Origin of the sequence: Ralstonia sp. NFACC01, from assembly GCF_900115545.1 — a bacterium.
In the GTDB taxonomy this organism is placed as follows: domain Bacteria; phylum Pseudomonadota; class Gammaproteobacteria; order Burkholderiales; family Burkholderiaceae; genus Ralstonia; species Ralstonia mojiangensis.
On sequence record NZ_FOWV01000021.1, the window covers coordinates 1 to 14,043 of the forward strand.

18 protein-coding genes are annotated in these 14,043 nt (G+C 64.6%); 15 read left to right on the forward strand and 3 right to left on the reverse strand.

Going from position 1 to position 14,043, the window contains the following annotated elements; genetic code table 11:
* Nucleotides 1–338: hypothetical protein (locus BM136_RS25540; RefSeq protein ID WP_217649377.1), on the forward strand; the 338-nt coding region annotated here is incomplete at its 5' end.
* Nucleotides 339–516: 178 nt separating this feature from the next.
* Here the strand turns inward: BM136_RS25540 and BM136_RS24810 are convergent.
* Nucleotides 517–1,293 (reverse strand): enoyl-CoA hydratase, encoded by a 777-nt coding sequence (locus BM136_RS24810; RefSeq protein WP_092977117.1) that lies wholly within the window; start codon nt 1,291–1,293, stop codon nt 517–519.
* Between the two features lie 83 nt (nt 1,294–1,376).
* Here BM136_RS24810 and paaG point away from each other — a divergent pair, with 83 nt between their 5' ends.
* The 3 genes from paaG to paaK all read left to right on the forward strand — a co-directional run bounded on the left by paaG (nt 1,377) and on the right by paaK (nt 4,019).
* Nucleotides 1,377–2,165, forward strand: a complete 789-nt coding sequence (gene paaG, locus BM136_RS24815; protein WP_092977120.1) for a 2-(1,2-epoxy-1,2-dihydrophenyl)acetyl-CoA isomerase PaaG — start codon at nt 1,377–1,379, stop codon at nt 2,163–2,165.
* Between the two features lie 10 nt (nt 2,166–2,175).
* Complete coding sequence (gene paaI, locus BM136_RS24820; protein WP_092977122.1) at nt 2,176–2,637, forward strand: hydroxyphenylacetyl-CoA thioesterase PaaI; 462 nt, start codon at nt 2,176–2,178, stop codon at nt 2,635–2,637.
* A gap of 77 nt (nt 2,638–2,714) precedes the next feature.
* Nucleotides 2,715–4,019, forward strand: coding sequence for a phenylacetate--CoA ligase PaaK (gene paaK, locus BM136_RS24825; RefSeq protein WP_092977124.1), 1,305 nt, complete (start codon nt 2,715–2,717; stop codon nt 4,017–4,019).
* Nucleotides 4,020–4,028: 9 nt separating this feature from the next.
* Here paaK and BM136_RS24830 read toward each other — a convergent pair whose 3' ends face one another.
* Nucleotides 4,029–5,183 carry a murein transglycosylase A gene (locus BM136_RS24830; RefSeq protein ID WP_092977126.1) on the reverse strand — a complete coding sequence of 385 codons (1,155 nt, stop codon included), beginning with the start codon at nt 5,181–5,183 and terminating at the stop codon, nt 4,029–4,031.
* A gap of 74 nt (nt 5,184–5,257) precedes the next feature.
* Between BM136_RS24830 and BM136_RS24835 the strand changes: the two genes are divergently transcribed.
* Entirely contained in the window at nt 5,258–5,491 is a 234-nt protein-coding gene (locus BM136_RS24835) for a hypothetical protein (protein ID WP_092977128.1), read from the forward strand.
* 7 nt (nt 5,492–5,498) lie between these two features.
* Here the strand turns inward: BM136_RS24835 and apaG are convergent, their stop codons facing one another.
* A complete protein-coding gene (gene apaG / locus BM136_RS24840; RefSeq protein WP_092977146.1) occupies nt 5,499–5,873 on the reverse strand; it encodes a Co2+/Mg2+ efflux protein ApaG in 375 nt (124 codons plus the stop codon).
* 131 nt (nt 5,874–6,004) lie between these two features.
* Here apaG and rpe point away from each other — a divergent pair, with 131 nt between their 5' ends.
* From rpe to BM136_RS24890, 10 genes are all read left to right on the forward strand, one after another.
* A complete protein-coding gene (gene rpe / locus BM136_RS24845) occupies nt 6,005–6,730 on the forward strand; it encodes a ribulose-phosphate 3-epimerase (protein ID WP_004636669.1) in 726 nt (241 codons plus the stop codon).
* Nucleotides 6,727–7,458 carry a phosphoglycolate phosphatase gene (locus tag BM136_RS24850; RefSeq protein WP_092977130.1) on the forward strand — a complete coding sequence of 244 codons (732 nt, stop codon included), beginning with the start codon at nt 6,727–6,729 and terminating at the stop codon, nt 7,456–7,458. The genes rpe and BM136_RS24850 overlap by 4 nt, the downstream gene beginning before the upstream one ends.
* 401 nt (nt 7,459–7,859) lie before the next feature.
* Nucleotides 7,860–9,392 carry an anthranilate synthase component I gene (gene trpE, locus BM136_RS24855; protein WP_092977132.1) on the forward strand — a complete coding sequence of 511 codons (1,533 nt, stop codon included), beginning with the start codon at nt 7,860–7,862 and terminating at the stop codon, nt 9,390–9,392.
* 16 nt (nt 9,393–9,408) lie between these two features.
* The gene (locus tag BM136_RS24860; RefSeq protein WP_092977134.1) at nt 9,409–9,978 is read left to right on the forward strand and encodes an aminodeoxychorismate/anthranilate synthase component II; all 570 of its coding nucleotides are present in this window, start codon (nt 9,409–9,411) and stop codon (nt 9,976–9,978) included.
* Nucleotides 9,978–10,409: a lysozyme inhibitor LprI family protein gene (locus BM136_RS24865; RefSeq protein WP_092977136.1), complete on the forward strand. Its 432-nt coding sequence runs from the start codon at nt 9,978–9,980 to the stop codon at nt 10,407–10,409. Before BM136_RS24860 ends, BM136_RS24865 begins: the two co-directional genes overlap by 1 nt.
* A 13-nt stretch (nt 10,410–10,422) precedes the next feature.
* On the forward strand, nt 10,423–11,460 hold the full coding sequence (trpD, locus tag BM136_RS24870) for an anthranilate phosphoribosyltransferase (RefSeq protein ID WP_092977138.1): 1,038 nt from the start codon (nt 10,423–10,425) through the stop codon (nt 11,458–11,460).
* Nucleotide 11,461: 1 nt separating this feature from the next.
* Complete coding sequence (trpC, locus tag BM136_RS24875; RefSeq protein WP_092977140.1) at nt 11,462–12,265, forward strand: indole-3-glycerol phosphate synthase TrpC; 804 nt, start codon at nt 11,462–11,464, stop codon at nt 12,263–12,265.
* 10 nt (nt 12,266–12,275) lie between these two features.
* Nucleotides 12,276–12,935 (forward strand): CYTH domain-containing protein, encoded by a 660-nt coding sequence (locus BM136_RS24880; RefSeq protein ID WP_092977142.1) that lies wholly within the window; start codon nt 12,276–12,278, stop codon nt 12,933–12,935.
* Complete coding sequence (locus BM136_RS24885) at nt 12,932–13,723, forward strand: uracil-DNA glycosylase (protein ID WP_092977144.1); 792 nt, start codon at nt 12,932–12,934, stop codon at nt 13,721–13,723. Before BM136_RS24880 ends, BM136_RS24885 begins: the two co-directional genes overlap by 4 nt.
* Before the next feature lie 128 nt (nt 13,724–13,851).
* Nucleotides 13,852–14,043 (forward strand): transposase (locus BM136_RS24890; RefSeq protein WP_254775587.1); only part of this gene is annotated, 192 nt, incomplete at its 3' end.

Consider the following 14,043-nt stretch of genomic DNA (forward strand, 5'->3'; position numbering starts at 1 on the left):
TGTTAGCTAGCGAATCGAAATCCGCCGCACCCAGTATTAAGCGCCCACACTTATCGGCTGTTTGCTTGTTAAAGAACTTCGCGATCAACTTTGTTCACCGCGTCGCTGCGTTGTCTGCAGCAGAGAAACGAGATTATGCAGAGCTTTTTCGTCGCTGTCAACAACTCGTCGAAGAATTTTTATCATCAACTCGCCGCCAACTACTCCTGAATTTCCAGCCAATCACCAACCACCCAATCGACCGCAAACCCGCTCCACCACTACTTCTCCACCGCCTCAACCACCCCGCCGTCGCTTTCGTTTCGGCACTGTCGTTTGCAGCGAGGGGCGAACTATAGGCGGGTTCTTGGAGGTTGGCAACACCTTTGTCGTGACGGGTTGATGACGAGTTCGTGAAGAATCGCCGCCAGCCCCGTCTGTGCCTAGGATTGCGGCCGCTAAGCACGCGCAAAAAGGGGACAAGGATACCCGAGACTATCACTCGGGTATTCCCGAGATCACTCCGCTACCTCGTGCTTATTGGTGCTTGAACGCGGGTGCGCGCTTCTCGACGAAGGCGCGCATGCCCTCTTTCTGGTCTTCCGTGGCGAATGTCGAGTGGAACAGGCGGCGCTCGAGATGTACGCCCTCGCTAAGCGAGGTCTCGTAGGCCGCATTGATCGACTCTTTGATCATCATGACCGTGGGCAGCGAGAAAGCGGCAATGGTTTCTGCGGCGTGGATGGCTTCGTCGAGCAGCTTGTCGGCGGGGATGACGCGCGAGACCAAGCCGGCGCGCTCGGCTTCTTCAGCGCCCATCATGCGGGCGGTCAAACAGAGATCCATGGCCTTGGCCTTGGAGACGGCGCGCGGCAGGCGCTGCGTGCCGCCAGCGCCTGGCATGGTGCCAAGCTTGATTTCCGGCTGGCCGAACTTGGCGGTGTCGGCGGCGAGGATGATGTCGCACATCATGGCCAGCTCGCAGCCCCCGCCCAGCGCGTAGCCGGCCACCGCGGCAATCACCGGCTTGCGGATGCGGCGGATGGTTTCCCAGTTGCGTGTGATGTATTCGTTCTTATAAACGGTGGCGAAGTCGTAGTCGGCCATGGCGCCGATATCTGCGCCCGCGGCGAACGCCTTTTCGCTGCCGGTGATGACGATGGCGCCGATGTTGGCATCGGCATCGAAGGTGAGCAGCGCGGCGCCAAGCTCATCCATGAGCGCATCGTTGAGGGCATTGAGCGCCTTCGGACGATTGAGCGTAATAAGACCGACGCGGCCGCGCGTTTCGACCAGAATGTTTTCGTAGGACATGGAAGCTCCAGTTGGAATGGATGTAATATTAGCCGACCAACCGGTCGGTTAATCAATGAACCGATGACCGAGGAGGAGACAAGATGACTAGCCCGACCATTCTGCTTGACTGGCATGAACGCGTGGCAACCATCACGCTGAACCGGCCCGATCAGCTCAACAGCTTCACGGCCGGCATGCACCAGGAACTGCGCGACGCGCTGGACAAGGTGGAGCGCCAGCGGGCCCGCGCGCTGATCCTGACCGGTGCGGGGCGCGGCTTCTGCGCGGGGCAGGATCTTTCCGAACTCAATTTCACGCCCGGGCAGATGACCGACCTGGGCCAGCTTATCGACGAGCAATTCAACCCGCTGGTGCGCCGTCTGCGTGCCATGCCCCTGCCGGTGATTGCCGCCGTGAATGGCGTGGCCGCCGGCGCCGGCGCAAACCTCGCGCTGGCGTGCGACATCGTGATGGCCGCCGAGAATGCGTGCTTCCTCCAGGCCTTTGTAAAGATCGGGCTGCTGCCGGATTCGGGCGGAACGGGGTTCCTGCCGCAGCGCATTGGCGTGGCGCGGGCCATGGGGCTGGCGATGTTGGGGGAAAAGCTCGACGCCAAGACGGCGCTCGCCTGGGGCCTGATCTGGGGCGTTTATCACGACGCCAAGATCCTGATGACCGAAGTGAATTGCATGGCCGACCATCTGGCGAAGCAGCCGACCCGGGCGCTGGCCGCCATCAAGCGGGCGATGCATGCGGCGCCTACTCAGTCGCTCGACGCGCAGTTGGATCTGGAACGCGACCTCCAGCGCGAACTCGGCAACTCCCATGATTACGCCGAGGGCGTCGATGCGTTCCTCAACAAGCGCGTGGCGCATTTCACCGGCGAATAGAGGAATCTGCATGACCGAGACCGCCCTCCACGATGCGCAGGCCCTCGCCGAAGCCGCCTGCAAGAGCATGTTTGACGCCGATGCCTGCACTAGCTGGCTCGGTATGCGCGTGGAGGCGGTCGGGCCCGGCTATGCCCGCTTATCCATGACCGTGCGGCCGGAATTCCTGAATGGCCATCGCACGTGTCATGGCGGGCTGATCTTCACGCTGGCGGACTCGGCTTTCGCGTTTGCCTGCAACAGTCACAACCACAACACGGTGGCGGCGGGCTGCAGCGTGGAATTCCTGCGGCCGGCGCACGGCGGCGACGTGCTGGTCGCCGAAGCCATCGAGCAGGTTCTTTCGGGCCGTCACGGCATCTACGACGTGCGCGTGACAAATCAGGCCGGCGAGGTGGTCGCCATGTTTCGCGGCAAGTCCGCACAGATTCGCGGCCACGTCATTCCCGTTTCCGACAGCAGCGAGGTCTAGCCTCGCCATCGTTATAAAGATCCGAGATCGCGCCACCACAAGAGGACGCCGCATGACGGTGTCCCGAGGAGACCCGCATGCGCCCCCGCTCGACCGACCTGCCGCTCGATCCGATCGAGACCGCTAGCCGCGACGCCATCCAGGCGTTGCAGCTTGAACGCTTGAAACACAGCCTAGCGCATGCGTATGAGAACGTGCCAGCGTACCGGGCCAAATTCGACGCGGCGGGCGTGCATCCGTCGGACTTGCGATCGCTTGCCGATCTGGCGAGATTTCCATTCACGACCAAGGCTGATCTGCGCGACAACTATCCGTTCGGCATGTTTGCGGTGCCACAGGATCGGATCGCGCGCATCCATGCGTCGTCGGGCACGACGGGCAAACCCACGGTCGTCGGCTACACGCTGGCGGATATCGATACGTGGGCCGGGTTAGTGGCGCGCTCGATTCGGGCGGCGGGGGCACGGCGCGGCGACAAGGTCCACGTGAGCTACGGCTACGGGCTTTTCACCGGCGGCCTGGGCGCGCATTACGGCGTGGAGCGCGCTGGGCTGACGGCCATCCCGTTCGGCGGGGGGCAGACCGAGCGACAAGTGCAGCTGATCGCCGATTTCCAGCCGCAGATCATCATGGTCACGCCCAGCTACATGCTGGCGATTGCCGACGAGTTCGAACGCCAGGGGATGGACCCGGCCGCGTCGAGCCTGCAGATCGGCATCTTCGGCGCCGAGCCATGGACGCCCGAGATGCGCAGCGCCATCGAAGCACGCATGGGGCTTTCAGCGGTCGATATCTACGGCCTGTCAGAAGTGATGGGCCCAGGTGTGGCCAGCGAATGCGCCGAAACCAAGGATGGCCCGACCATCTGGGAAGACCACTTTTATCCAGAGATCATCGATCCGGACACGGGCGAAGTGCTGCCCGACGGCGAATTCGGCGAACTGGTCTTCACGTCGCTGACCAAGGAAGCGATGCCCGTGGTGCGCTATCGCACGCGCGATCTGACGCGTCTGTTGCCGGGCACGGCGCGTCCGGGCTTCCGGCGCATGGAAAAAATCACCGGCCGCTGCGACGACATGATGATCGTGCGCGGCGTAAACGTGTTCCCATCGCAGATCGAAGAATTGATCCTGAAGCACGTGGCACTCTCGCCGCACTATCAATGCGTGCTCGGCAAGGAAGGGCCGCTGGATACGCTGACGGTGCGGATCGAGGCGGCGCTGGGCGCGTCGGCCGACGCAGCCCGATCTGCCAGCAGCCAACTGGCGCACGACATCAAGTCGTTGATTGGTGTGACAGCCGCGATCGAAACGCTGGCCAGCGGCGGGATCGAGCGCTCAGTCGGCAAGGCGCGCCGCGTGGTGGACTTGCGACGCGGTTAGTCCCTCGTCTTAGCGGGCGGCAACGCCCACGCTGCCACCCTTCGGCACGAGCACCCAAAGGCGGCCCGCCTGCTTCATGCGCCCAGCCAGATCGCCCGCGGCATCGCCATGGCCGAAGTAATAATCAGCACGCACGGCGCCGCGAATGGCTGAACCTACGTCCTGCGCAAAAACGAGTTTCTGGATGGGATCGGTCGACAGCGGCTTGGTTGTCGACAGAAACACCGGGGAGCCCAGCGGAATGTAAGTCGGGTCCACGGCAATCGAACGCTCGTCCGTGAGTGGCACGCCGAGCTTGCCGATCGGGCCACCCGTGTTGCCAGGCGTCTCTGCAAAGAAAACGTAGCGCGGGTTGATGTTGAGCATCTCCTCGACGCGGCCCGGATTGGCGCGCGCCCACGCCTTGATGCCCTGCATGGTTGCCTGCACCGGCGTGATTTCACCCATGTCGAGCAACCAGCGGGCGAACGAGCGGAACGGCTGATTATTGGTCCCGCCCACGCCCAGGCGCATGATGCCGCCCTCTTCCAACTGAACCTGGCCCGAACCCTGGATCTGCAGGAACGCCGCTTCGACCGGGTCGTCCACCCAGACAATCTCTTGGCCCTGGAGCGCCGGACTGCGGATCAATTGCGCGCGGGCCGGCAGCGTCTTGCCGCGCCACGCTGCGGGCATGCGGTACAGCGGCGTCTGATAGGCCCCGTGGCGGGTGCGCGAGCCGCGCAGCAGCGGTTCGTAGTAACCGGTGATGAGACCACTGTCGGTGCCGTCGTCCTTCACAACCCGATACGGCGTGAAGTTGTCTTCAAAGAAGACGCGCATGGCGATCGGATCGCTGGCATCGACCATCAAACCGGCGGTACACACGCGCGACCATTCGGCGCGGCGCTTCATCGCCTGGCAATTCGATTGCAGTGCGGGCCAGGCGGAGGCAAGGTCATCGACAGTCCAGCCGGACACATCAGCCCACGTGGCAGGCGCCAGATGCCCGCCGAGCGTGCCGGTGGGCGCCTGCGGCGCTTCGACGCGCGGCGGCGGCCCGCTCGTGCAGGCTGCCAGCATTGCGGTGACCAGGGCTGCGGCCAGAGAACCGAACCGCGCAGCCCATCGGCGGTGCAGAGCGTTGCGAGCCCGAGTCGGTGCGTTCAAGGTTGCTGCTGTCATGCGTGTTCCATCCTGTCCGATGCGGCCGCGGGCTTGGCTACAATGCCTCGCACCCGAGCTTCCCGTCGTCGACCATGAGCGAATTCTTTGAAAACCATCCGATGATGCTGTTCGGCCTGGAGGCCGGCGTGGCGCTGTTCCTGCTGATCTTCATCGTGATCTGGACGATGTCGGGCGCCAAGAAGCACCCGCGCCCCCTGCGCGCGCCGCCCGAACACCCGTCGCGCCACAGCGACGCTGCCAAGCCTTCGGAATCGACCGCCGGCGCCTCGAAAGATTCGCAAGCAGCCAAATCCGACGCGCCCTGATTCTCGATCAGTGCAGCATACGCGGCATCACCAGCGCAAATTCGGGGATGGGCGCCTCGAAGCGGTGACCGTCTTCGGCCACGCAGAAGTATTCGCCGCGCATCGTGCCCACGGGTGTCTTGATGGTCGCCCAGCTCGTGTATTCGAAGGATTCGCCCGGTGGCAGCAGCGGCTGGTGGCCAACCACGCCCAGGCCGTTCACTTCCTGCACCTGCTCGTCGGCGTCGGTAATCAGCCAGTGGCGGGAAATAAGCTGGCTCGGCACGTCACCGGTGTTGCGGATGGTGATGGTGTAGGCGAAGGCGTAGCTGCCCTGCTCGGGTTCGGATTGCTCCGGCAGGTAGCGCGTCCGGACCTGGACGGTGAGTTCGTAGCTCGGCATGTCGATCCACAATCAGAATTGGCGCCCATTGTGCGGCATGGCTGTGGCAGCGGCAAGGCGCGGACAGACGGCCGATCCGGCTAAAATAGCGGCCTCCTTTGCGCATCTGCGCGCCTTATCCGTCTCCCAACATGTCCGCAGCCATCGATCCGTCCGGTTTCCGCATCGCCCCGTCCATCCTGTCCGCCGACTTCGCCCGCCTTGGCGAAGAAGTGCGCCGCGTGCTCGAATCGGGCGCCGACTGGATCCATTTCGACGTGATGGACAACCACTATGTGCCGAACCTGACGGTCGGGCCGCTGGTCTGCGAGGCGATCCGCCCGCACGCGCAAAAGGACGGCAAGCCGGTGCCGATCGACGTGCACCTGATGGTCAGCCCCGTCGACCGCATCATCCCGGACTTTGCCAAAGCCGGCGCTGACCTGATCACGTTTCACCCGGAAGCTTCGGAGCACATCGACCGCTCGCTGGCGCTGATCCGCGACAACGGCTGCAAGGCTGGCCTCGTCTTCAACCCGGCTACGCCGCTGCACTATCTGGATCATGTGATGGATCGCCTGGACATGGTGCTCATCATGTCGGTCAACCCGGGCTTTGGCGGCCAATCGTTCATTCCGGAAGCGCTGAACAAGCTGCGCGCCGTTCGCCAGAAGCTCGACGCATACCAGGACAAGACCGGCCGCAAGATCCTGCTTGAGATCGACGGCGGCGTGAAGGCGGACAACATCGCTGAGATTGCCAAAGCCGGCGCTGACACCTTCGTCGCGGGTTCGGCCGTGTTCGGCAAGCCGGATGCGGACGGCGGCTACCGCGGCACCGTGGGCGCGCTGCGCCAAGCGCTGGCACCCCTGGCATGACGACGGGCGCGCTACCCGGCGGCCCCGTCCGCGCTGTCATCATCGACCTGGACGGGACGATGGTCGACACGGCGGGCGACTTCCACGCCGCCATCAATGCGATGCTGGAAGCGCTTGGCGCCGCGCCGGACATGCCCGCCGAAGAAGTTGTCGGCTACGTCGGTAAAGGCTCTGAAAACCTCGTGCGGCGCGTGCTGGATGCGCGCTTGCCGCCGGCCCAGGCCAACAGCCGCTTTGCGGAGGGGCTGGAGGCGTACCAGCGCGCCTACATCGCCATCAACGGTCAACACGTGAACGTCTATGAGGGCGTGCGCGAGGGGCTGGCTGCATTGCGCGACATGGGCCTCGCTCTCGCTTGCGTGACGAACAAGCCACACGACTTCACGCAGCCGCTTCTAGCGCAGCTCGGTCTGAACACGTACTTCGACCTCGTCTACCCGGGTGACGCCTTCCAATATCGCAAGCCCGATCCGTACCCCATGCTGCGGGTGGCGGAGGCACTTGGCGTGACACCGGCTGAAATCGTGGCCATTGGCGACTCGGAAAACGACGCCCGCGCGGCCCGTGCTGCCGGCATGCGCGTGCTGGCGGTTCCGTATGGCTACAACCACGGCCAGCCTATACAGGGCGCAGGAGCCGATGCTATAGTCGACACACTTTTTGCGGCAGCTGAGCTGATCCGGCCCTTTGCAGAGCCACACAGCATCGTCTCTGCCGCTTCCAACTGACGATCCATGTTCCTGAATCGCAAACGCGTCGACGCTGGTGGTGACCGGGGGGCCTGGCCCTGGCGGCCCTGGCACGCCCTCGTCCGGGCGTAAGCGTTTGCACGGCTGCTGATCGTTCTTCCTCGGTTTTGGCACTCTGGCGCGTCACGAACGCGCCTCCCGAACCACCCTCGCATCTCCTGCCCCAAACGCTGACCGCCCGCCGGTCTTCCGCTGGCCCGCTATCGGCTGCGGACGACCCTTGCGGGATCGCACGGTCGCTTTTACGACGTTCGCGCGTTCCCATCCCTGATGTTCTGCTAACGTTCCGACGGCATCATTGACGCTCTTGCGTTTGCCGTGGAGCGAACGCATGCCGATGGGCGCGCAACCGCCCGCCTGGCGAATCGACCTGACCGCTCATGACCGAACTCGAATTCAAATCGCTGGCCGACCAGGGCTACAACCGTATTCCGCTGATTGCCGAGGCATTGGCCGACCTGGAGACGCCGCTGTCGCTGTATCTGAAGCTGGCGCAATCGCACGACCGCGGCACGCATACGTTCCTGCTGGAATCGGTGGTGGGCGGGGAGCGCTTCGGGCGTTACTCCTTCATTGGCCTGCACGCGCACACGCTGCTGCGCGTCAAGGGCAACCACACCGAGGTGGTGACCGACGGCAAGGTGGTGGAAACGCACGACGGCAATCCGCTGGACTTCATTGCCGCGTTCGAGCGCCGTCAGAAAGTGGCGCTGCGCCCGGGCCTGCCGCGGTTCTGCGGTGGCCTGGCTGGTTATTTCGGCTACGACGCCGTGCGCTTCATCGAGCCCCGCCTGGCTGAAACCGCTCCGCCCGACGATCTGCAACTGCCCGACATCCAGCTCATGCTGTGCGAAGAGCTGGCCGTGATCGACAACCTGTCGGGCAAGCTCTACCTCATCGTCTACGCCGATCCGTCCAAGCCCGAGGCCTATTCACGCGCCAAACAGCGCCTGCGCGCGCTGCGCACGAAGCTGCACCAGCCGGTGGATGTGCCGGTGACGTCGCCGTCGGTGCGCACCGACACCATCCGCGAGTTCGACAAGGCGAACTACATCACCGCCGTGCTCAAGGCCAAGGAATACATCGCCGCCGGCGACATGATGCAGGTGCAGATCGGTCAGCGCCTAGTCAAGCCGTTCCGCGACGCACCGCTTTCGCTGTACCGCGCGCTGCGCTCGCTGAACCCGTCGCCGTACATGTACTTCTACAACTTCGGCGACATGCAGATCGTCGGCGCGTCGCCCGAAATCCTGGTGCGCCAGGAAGAGCGTCGTGTGCCGGCTGCTGAAAACAACGGCAACGGCGCGGACGAGTCCGCCCGCATCGTCACCATCCGCCCGCTGGCAGGCACCCGTCCGCGCGGCAGCACGCCCGAGCGCGATGCCGAACTGGCCACCGAACTGCTCAACGACCCGAAGGAAATCGCCGAGCACGTCATGCTGATCGACCTGGCGCGCAACGACATCGGCCGCATTGCCGAAATCGGCTCCGTCAAGGTGACGGACCAGATGGTCATCGAGAAGTATTCGCACGTGCAGCACATCGTCAGTTCCGTCGAGGGCCGCCTGAAGCCCGGCATGACCAACATGGACGTGCTGCGCGCGACCTTCCCGGCCGGCACGCTCTCGGGTGCACCCAAGGTGCGGGCGATGGAGATCATCGACGAGCTGGAGCCGGTCAAGCGTGGCATCTACGGCGGCGCGGTCGGTTACCTGTCGTTCTCGGGCGAGATGGACCTGGCCATCGCCATCCGCACCGGCATCATCAAGGACGGCAATCTCTACGTGCAGGCCGCCGCCGGCGTGGTGGCCGATTCGGACCCGGATGCCGAATGGAGAGAAACCGAACACAAGGCGCGCGCCGTGCTGCGTGCGGCTGAGCAAGTGCAAGACGGCCTCGACGCCGATTTCTGAGGTCAAGGAGAACACCATGCTGCTGATGCTCGATAACTACGACTCCTTTACCTACAACATCGTCCAGTACTTCGGCGAACTCGGCCAGGATGTGCACACGGTGCGCAACGACGAGATCACGATCGAAGAGATCGAAAAGCTGAACCCGGAGCGCATCTGCCTGTCGCCCGGCCCGTGCACGCCGACGGAAGCCGGCATCCTGGTTCCGGCGCTCAAGCACTTTGCGGGGCACGTGCCCATCCTGGGCGTGTGCCTCGGGCACCAGGCGATTGCCGATGCGTTCGGCGGGCGCGTAATCCGCGCGCAGAAGGTGATGCACGGCAAGGTCAGCACCATCGAAAACACCGGCGTGGGCGTGTTCGCCAACCTGCCGCGGCATTTCAAGGTGACGCGCTATCACTCGCTGGCGATCGAGCGCGAAACGCTGCCGGACTGCCTGGAAATCACCGCCTGGACGGAAGACGGTGAAATCATGGGCGTGCGCCACAAGACGCTGCCCGTCGAAGGTGTGCAATTCCACCCGGAATCGATCCTATCGGAACATGGCCACGCGCTGCTTGCCAACTTCCTGAAGGAACGCGTCTGATGCGCGGCGCGTGCGCGGTGGCGCTGGCGATGACGGCAAGCCTGCCGGCGATGGCCGGTACGCTGGAAGCCTGCCGCGCCGCTCAGCCTGAGGCCGGCAACGTCGCCCAATGCGTGCAGACCGCACGCAAGGCGGCGCAAACGGAACTGGCGTCTGCAGAATCGACACGCCGCACCGCGCTCCGCGCCCGTATCGCTGCCAACAAAGGCACGGACCGCGGCGTCGCCATGGCATTCGACCGCACCGTGCGCGCACACCAACTCTACCGGCAGGCCGAATGCGACCTGTCCCGCCGCCTGGCCCGCAATGCGCCCGATGCCGAACTGGCAGAAGCCGCGTGTGAGGCCGATCTCTCGCGTGAGCGCATCGGCGCCTTGCGCGACGCCGCACAGCCGGTCACCCCGGCTGCGGCAACGGCAGCGCCCAACTGAATACGGAACGACCATGTCCATCACTCCGCAAGAAGCGCTCGTCCGCTGTATCGAACATCGGGAAATTTTCCACGACGAAATGCTGCACCTGATGCGGCTCATCATGCGCGGCGAGATGTCGCCCGTCATGGCAGCCGCCCTCACCATGGGGCTGCGCGTCAAAAAAGAGACCATCGGCGAAATCGCGGCCGCTGCCACCGTCATGCGCGAATTCGCCACCAAGGTCGATGTGCCCGCTGAGGTGTCCGATCACTTTGTCGACATCGTCGGCACGGGCGGCGACGGCGCCAACACGTTCAACATCTCCACCGCCTCGATGTTCGTGGCGGCAGCGGCCGGCGCGCGCATCGCCAAGCATGGCGGGCGCGGCGTCAGCTCCAAGTCGGGCAGCGCCGATGTGCTCGAAGCGCTGGGCGTCAACATCATGCTCACGCCCGAGCAGGTGGCCGAATCCATCGAGACGGCAGGCATCGGTTTCATGTTTGCGCCTAATCACCACCCCGCCATGAAGAACGTCGCCCCGATCCGCAAGGAACTGGGCGTGCGAACGATCTTCAACATCCTCGGGCCGCTGACCAACCCGGCCGGCGCGCCGAACATCCTGATGGGCGTGTTCCACCCGGACTTGGTCGGCATTCAGGTGCGTGTGATGCAGCGCCTGGGCGCCAAGCACGCCGTGGTCGTCTACGGCAAGGACGGCATGGACGAGGTCTCGCTGGGTGCCGCCACGCTCGTCGGGGAACTCAAAGACGGCGTGGTGACCGAATACGAAATCCACCCGGAGGACTTCGGCATGCAGATGGTCTCCAACCGCAGCCTGAAAGTGGCCGACGCGGAAGAGTCCAAAGCCATGCTGATCGACGCGCTGGAAAACAAGCCCGGCACCCCGCGCGAAATCGTGTCGCTCAACGCGGGCGCGGCGCTGTACGCAGCCAACATCGCCGGTTCAATCGGCGACGGCATGAAGCTGGCCCGCGAGGCGATCGCCTCCGGCGCAGCGCGTGCCAAGCTCGACGAACTCGTGCGCGTCACCAACCAGTTCAAAGCCTGATATGTCCGACATCCTGCAGAAAATCCTGGCCGTGAAGGCCGAAGAAGTGGCCGCCGCGCGCAAGCACCGCGACCTCGCCAGCGTGCGTGCCGAAGCTGAAGCCAACCGAAACGACAGCGCGCTCGGCCCCCGCGGCTTTGCCAAGGCGATGCGCGAAAAGATCGCCGCCGGCAACGCCGCCGTCATCGCCGAGGTGAAAAAGGCGTCGCCGTCCAAGGGCGTGCTGCGTCCGAACTTCAAGCCCGCCGACATCGCCCGCAGCTATGCGGAGCACGGCGCCGCGTGCCTGTCGGTCCTGACCGACGAGCAGTTCTTCCAGGGCCACGCCGACTACCTGCGCGAGGCGCGCGCCGCCTGCACGCTGCCGGTGCTGCGCAAGGATTTCATGGTCGATCTGTATCAGGTATACGAAGCGCGCTCGTGGGGCGCGGACTGCATCCTGCTGATCGTCGCTGCGCTGGATCAGGGCCTGATGGTCGAACTCGAAGCGTGCGCGCTCGAACTCGGCCTGGACGTGCTGGTGGAAGTGCACGACGGCCATGAGCTGGACCGCGCGCTGCGTCTGCAAACGCCGCTGGTGGGCGTGAACAACCGCAACCTGCGCACGTTTGAGACCTCGCTCGACACCACGCTCGACCTGCTCAAACACATGCCGGACGATCGTATCGTCGTGACGGAATCCGGCATTCTCACGCCGGACGACGTGCGCAAGATGCGCGCCGCTGCGGTCAACGCGTTCCTCGTCGGCGAAGCCTTCATGCGCGCGGAAGACCCGGGTGCCGAACTCGCCCGCCTGTTTGCCTGAGCGCCAGACAATGGCCCGCGAGATTGAGCTGAAGCTGGCCGTATCGGCCGGCGCGCACGACGCCCTGGTCGGATGGCTGGACGCCCATGCGCAGGCGGCCGGCTCGGTGGAATTGGCGAACGTTTATTACGACACGCCCGACCAGGCGCTGGCACGCAATCGCGCCGCGTTGCGCGTGCGCCGTCAGGGCAGTCAATGGCTGCAAACGCTGAAGACCGCAGCAGTGAGTACGTCCGGTTTGAGCGCCCGCCACGAATGGGAGGTGCCGCTGCAGAACGATGTGCTGTCGGTCGATGCCTTCGTCGCCCACAACGCCGCTGAAGCCGCCGATTATGTTCGGCCACACGCAGCTGCGCTTGCGCCGCTGTTCCGCACCAATTTCACGCGCCGCCTGTGGCATGTCGCAGCGGATGGCGGTGAGATCGAGATCGCGCTGGACGCCGGCGCCATCCTAATCCCCGGCACACAAGCGCGCGAGCCGATCGACGAACTGGAACTGGAGTGGAAGCCGGCCGCTGACAGCACGCTCAGCGAAGACGCAATTGCCGAGCGACTGCATGCCTGGACCGAGACGCTGCGCACCGCCGTGACCGGACTCACGCCGCTCGACATCAGCAAGGCGCAACGCGGCTACCAGTTGCGCGCGAAAGCCATCGGGGGCCAGACATGACGCGACGCGCCAATCCAGCGCAGGCCGCGCTCTTCGATGAACCCGCGGTGGACACCCCCGCTGGGAATTTCATCCCGCTGGCGAGGCAATTCGACGCACTGCCCGCCGACTGGAAGGCCGTGCTGACGCCTTGCATTGCGCAGACCAACTGGCCCGAGTTGTGCGCCTTCGTCGATGGCGAGCGCGCGGCGGGCAAGCCGATCTTTCCGACGGATGTCTTCCGTGCGCTGCACCTGACCTCGGTGGACGATGTGCGCGTCGTCATTCTCGGCCAGGACCCGTATCACGGCACGGGCACCGTCGATGGCCGCGAGATTCCGCAGGCGCATGGGCTGGCATTTTCAGTGCCGGCCGGCGTGCGCGTACCGCCAAGCCTGCGCAACATCTACAAGGAAATCGAAGCCGAATTCGGCTGCAAGCTGCCAGGCACCTCCGGCAACCTGGAGGGCTGGGCACAGCAAGGCGTGCTGCTGCTGAACACGGTGCTCACTGTCGAGCAAGGTCAGGCTGCGAGCCACGCCAAGCGCGGGTGGGAACGCATCACCGATTGCCTACTAGAGCAACTCGCGCGCGTCGGTCACAAGCGGGTGTTCATGCTGTGGGGCAGCCACGCGCAAGCCAAGCGCGCGCTGCTGTCAGATGGGCATCTCGTGCTGGAGGCGCCGCACCCCTCGCCGCTGTCAGCGCATCGGGGGTTCTTGGGATGCGGGCATTTCAAGACGGCCAATGATTGGCTGGCTGCGCAGCACCAACCCACCATCGACTGGCTAAAACCGCAGGCCGCTTGAGCCGCGCGGGCCATGCGGCCACATCGACGAGCCACCGAGCGTCGGCTTTGAGTGTCTGGAAGCCGTGAATCGCCCCGGCCCCAGTAGACACCTGTGAGCCTCAAACTAGAGGTTAGACAGGAGGTGCGATGAGTGCACAGAGATACACCGAAGAATTCAGGGTCGAGGCGGTCAATCAGGTCGTGGATAGAGGCCACAGCGTGGCCGAGGTCGCGCAGCGGTTAGGCGTGAGCCAGCACAGCCTGTACCAGTGGATCAAACAGCGACGCCAGCCCGTGGCAGAGCCGCAAGGGCAGGTATCGCAATCCGAGGAGGTGCGC

Excerpts from the sequence above, each read along its gene's own strand:
- BM136_RS24830 (WP_092977126.1), bottom strand. The coding sequence starts at position 5,183 with ATGACAGCAGCAACCTTGAACGCACCGACTCGGGCTCGCAACGCTCTG.
- BM136_RS24835 (WP_092977128.1), top strand. The coding sequence starts at position 5,258 with ATGAGCGAATTCTTTGAAAACCATCCGATGATGCTGTTCGGCCTGGAG.
- trpC (WP_092977140.1), top strand. The coding sequence starts at position 11,462 with ATGTCCGACATCCTGCAGAAAATCCTGGCCGTGAAGGCCGAAGAAGTG.
- paaI (WP_092977122.1), top strand. The coding sequence starts at position 2,176 with ATGACCGAGACCGCCCTCCACGATGCGCAGGCCCTCGCCGAAGCCGCC.
- apaG (WP_092977146.1), bottom strand. The coding sequence starts at position 5,873 with ATGCCGAGCTACGAACTCACCGTCCAGGTCCGGACGCGCTACCTGCCG.
- rpe (WP_004636669.1), top strand. The coding sequence starts at position 6,005 with ATGTCCGCAGCCATCGATCCGTCCGGTTTCCGCATCGCCCCGTCCATC.
- BM136_RS24885 (WP_092977144.1), top strand. The coding sequence starts at position 12,932 with ATGACGCGACGCGCCAATCCAGCGCAGGCCGCGCTCTTCGATGAACCC.
- BM136_RS24850 (WP_092977130.1), top strand. The coding sequence starts at position 6,727 with ATGACGACGGGCGCGCTACCCGGCGGCCCCGTCCGCGCTGTCATCATC.
- BM136_RS24810 (WP_092977117.1), bottom strand. The coding sequence starts at position 1,293 with ATGTCCTACGAAAACATTCTGGTCGAAACGCGCGGCCGCGTCGGTCTT.
- trpE (WP_092977132.1), top strand. The coding sequence starts at position 7,860 with ATGACCGAACTCGAATTCAAATCGCTGGCCGACCAGGGCTACAACCGT.
- BM136_RS24865 (WP_092977136.1), top strand. The coding sequence starts at position 9,978 with ATGCGCGGCGCGTGCGCGGTGGCGCTGGCGATGACGGCAAGCCTGCCG.
- trpD (WP_092977138.1), top strand. The coding sequence starts at position 10,423 with ATGTCCATCACTCCGCAAGAAGCGCTCGTCCGCTGTATCGAACATCGG.
- paaK (WP_092977124.1), top strand. The coding sequence starts at position 2,715 with ATGCGCCCCCGCTCGACCGACCTGCCGCTCGATCCGATCGAGACCGCT.
- BM136_RS24860 (WP_092977134.1), top strand. The coding sequence starts at position 9,409 with ATGCTGCTGATGCTCGATAACTACGACTCCTTTACCTACAACATCGTC.
- BM136_RS24880 (WP_092977142.1), top strand. The coding sequence starts at position 12,276 with ATGGCCCGCGAGATTGAGCTGAAGCTGGCCGTATCGGCCGGCGCGCAC.
- paaG (WP_092977120.1), top strand. The coding sequence starts at position 1,377 with ATGACTAGCCCGACCATTCTGCTTGACTGGCATGAACGCGTGGCAACC.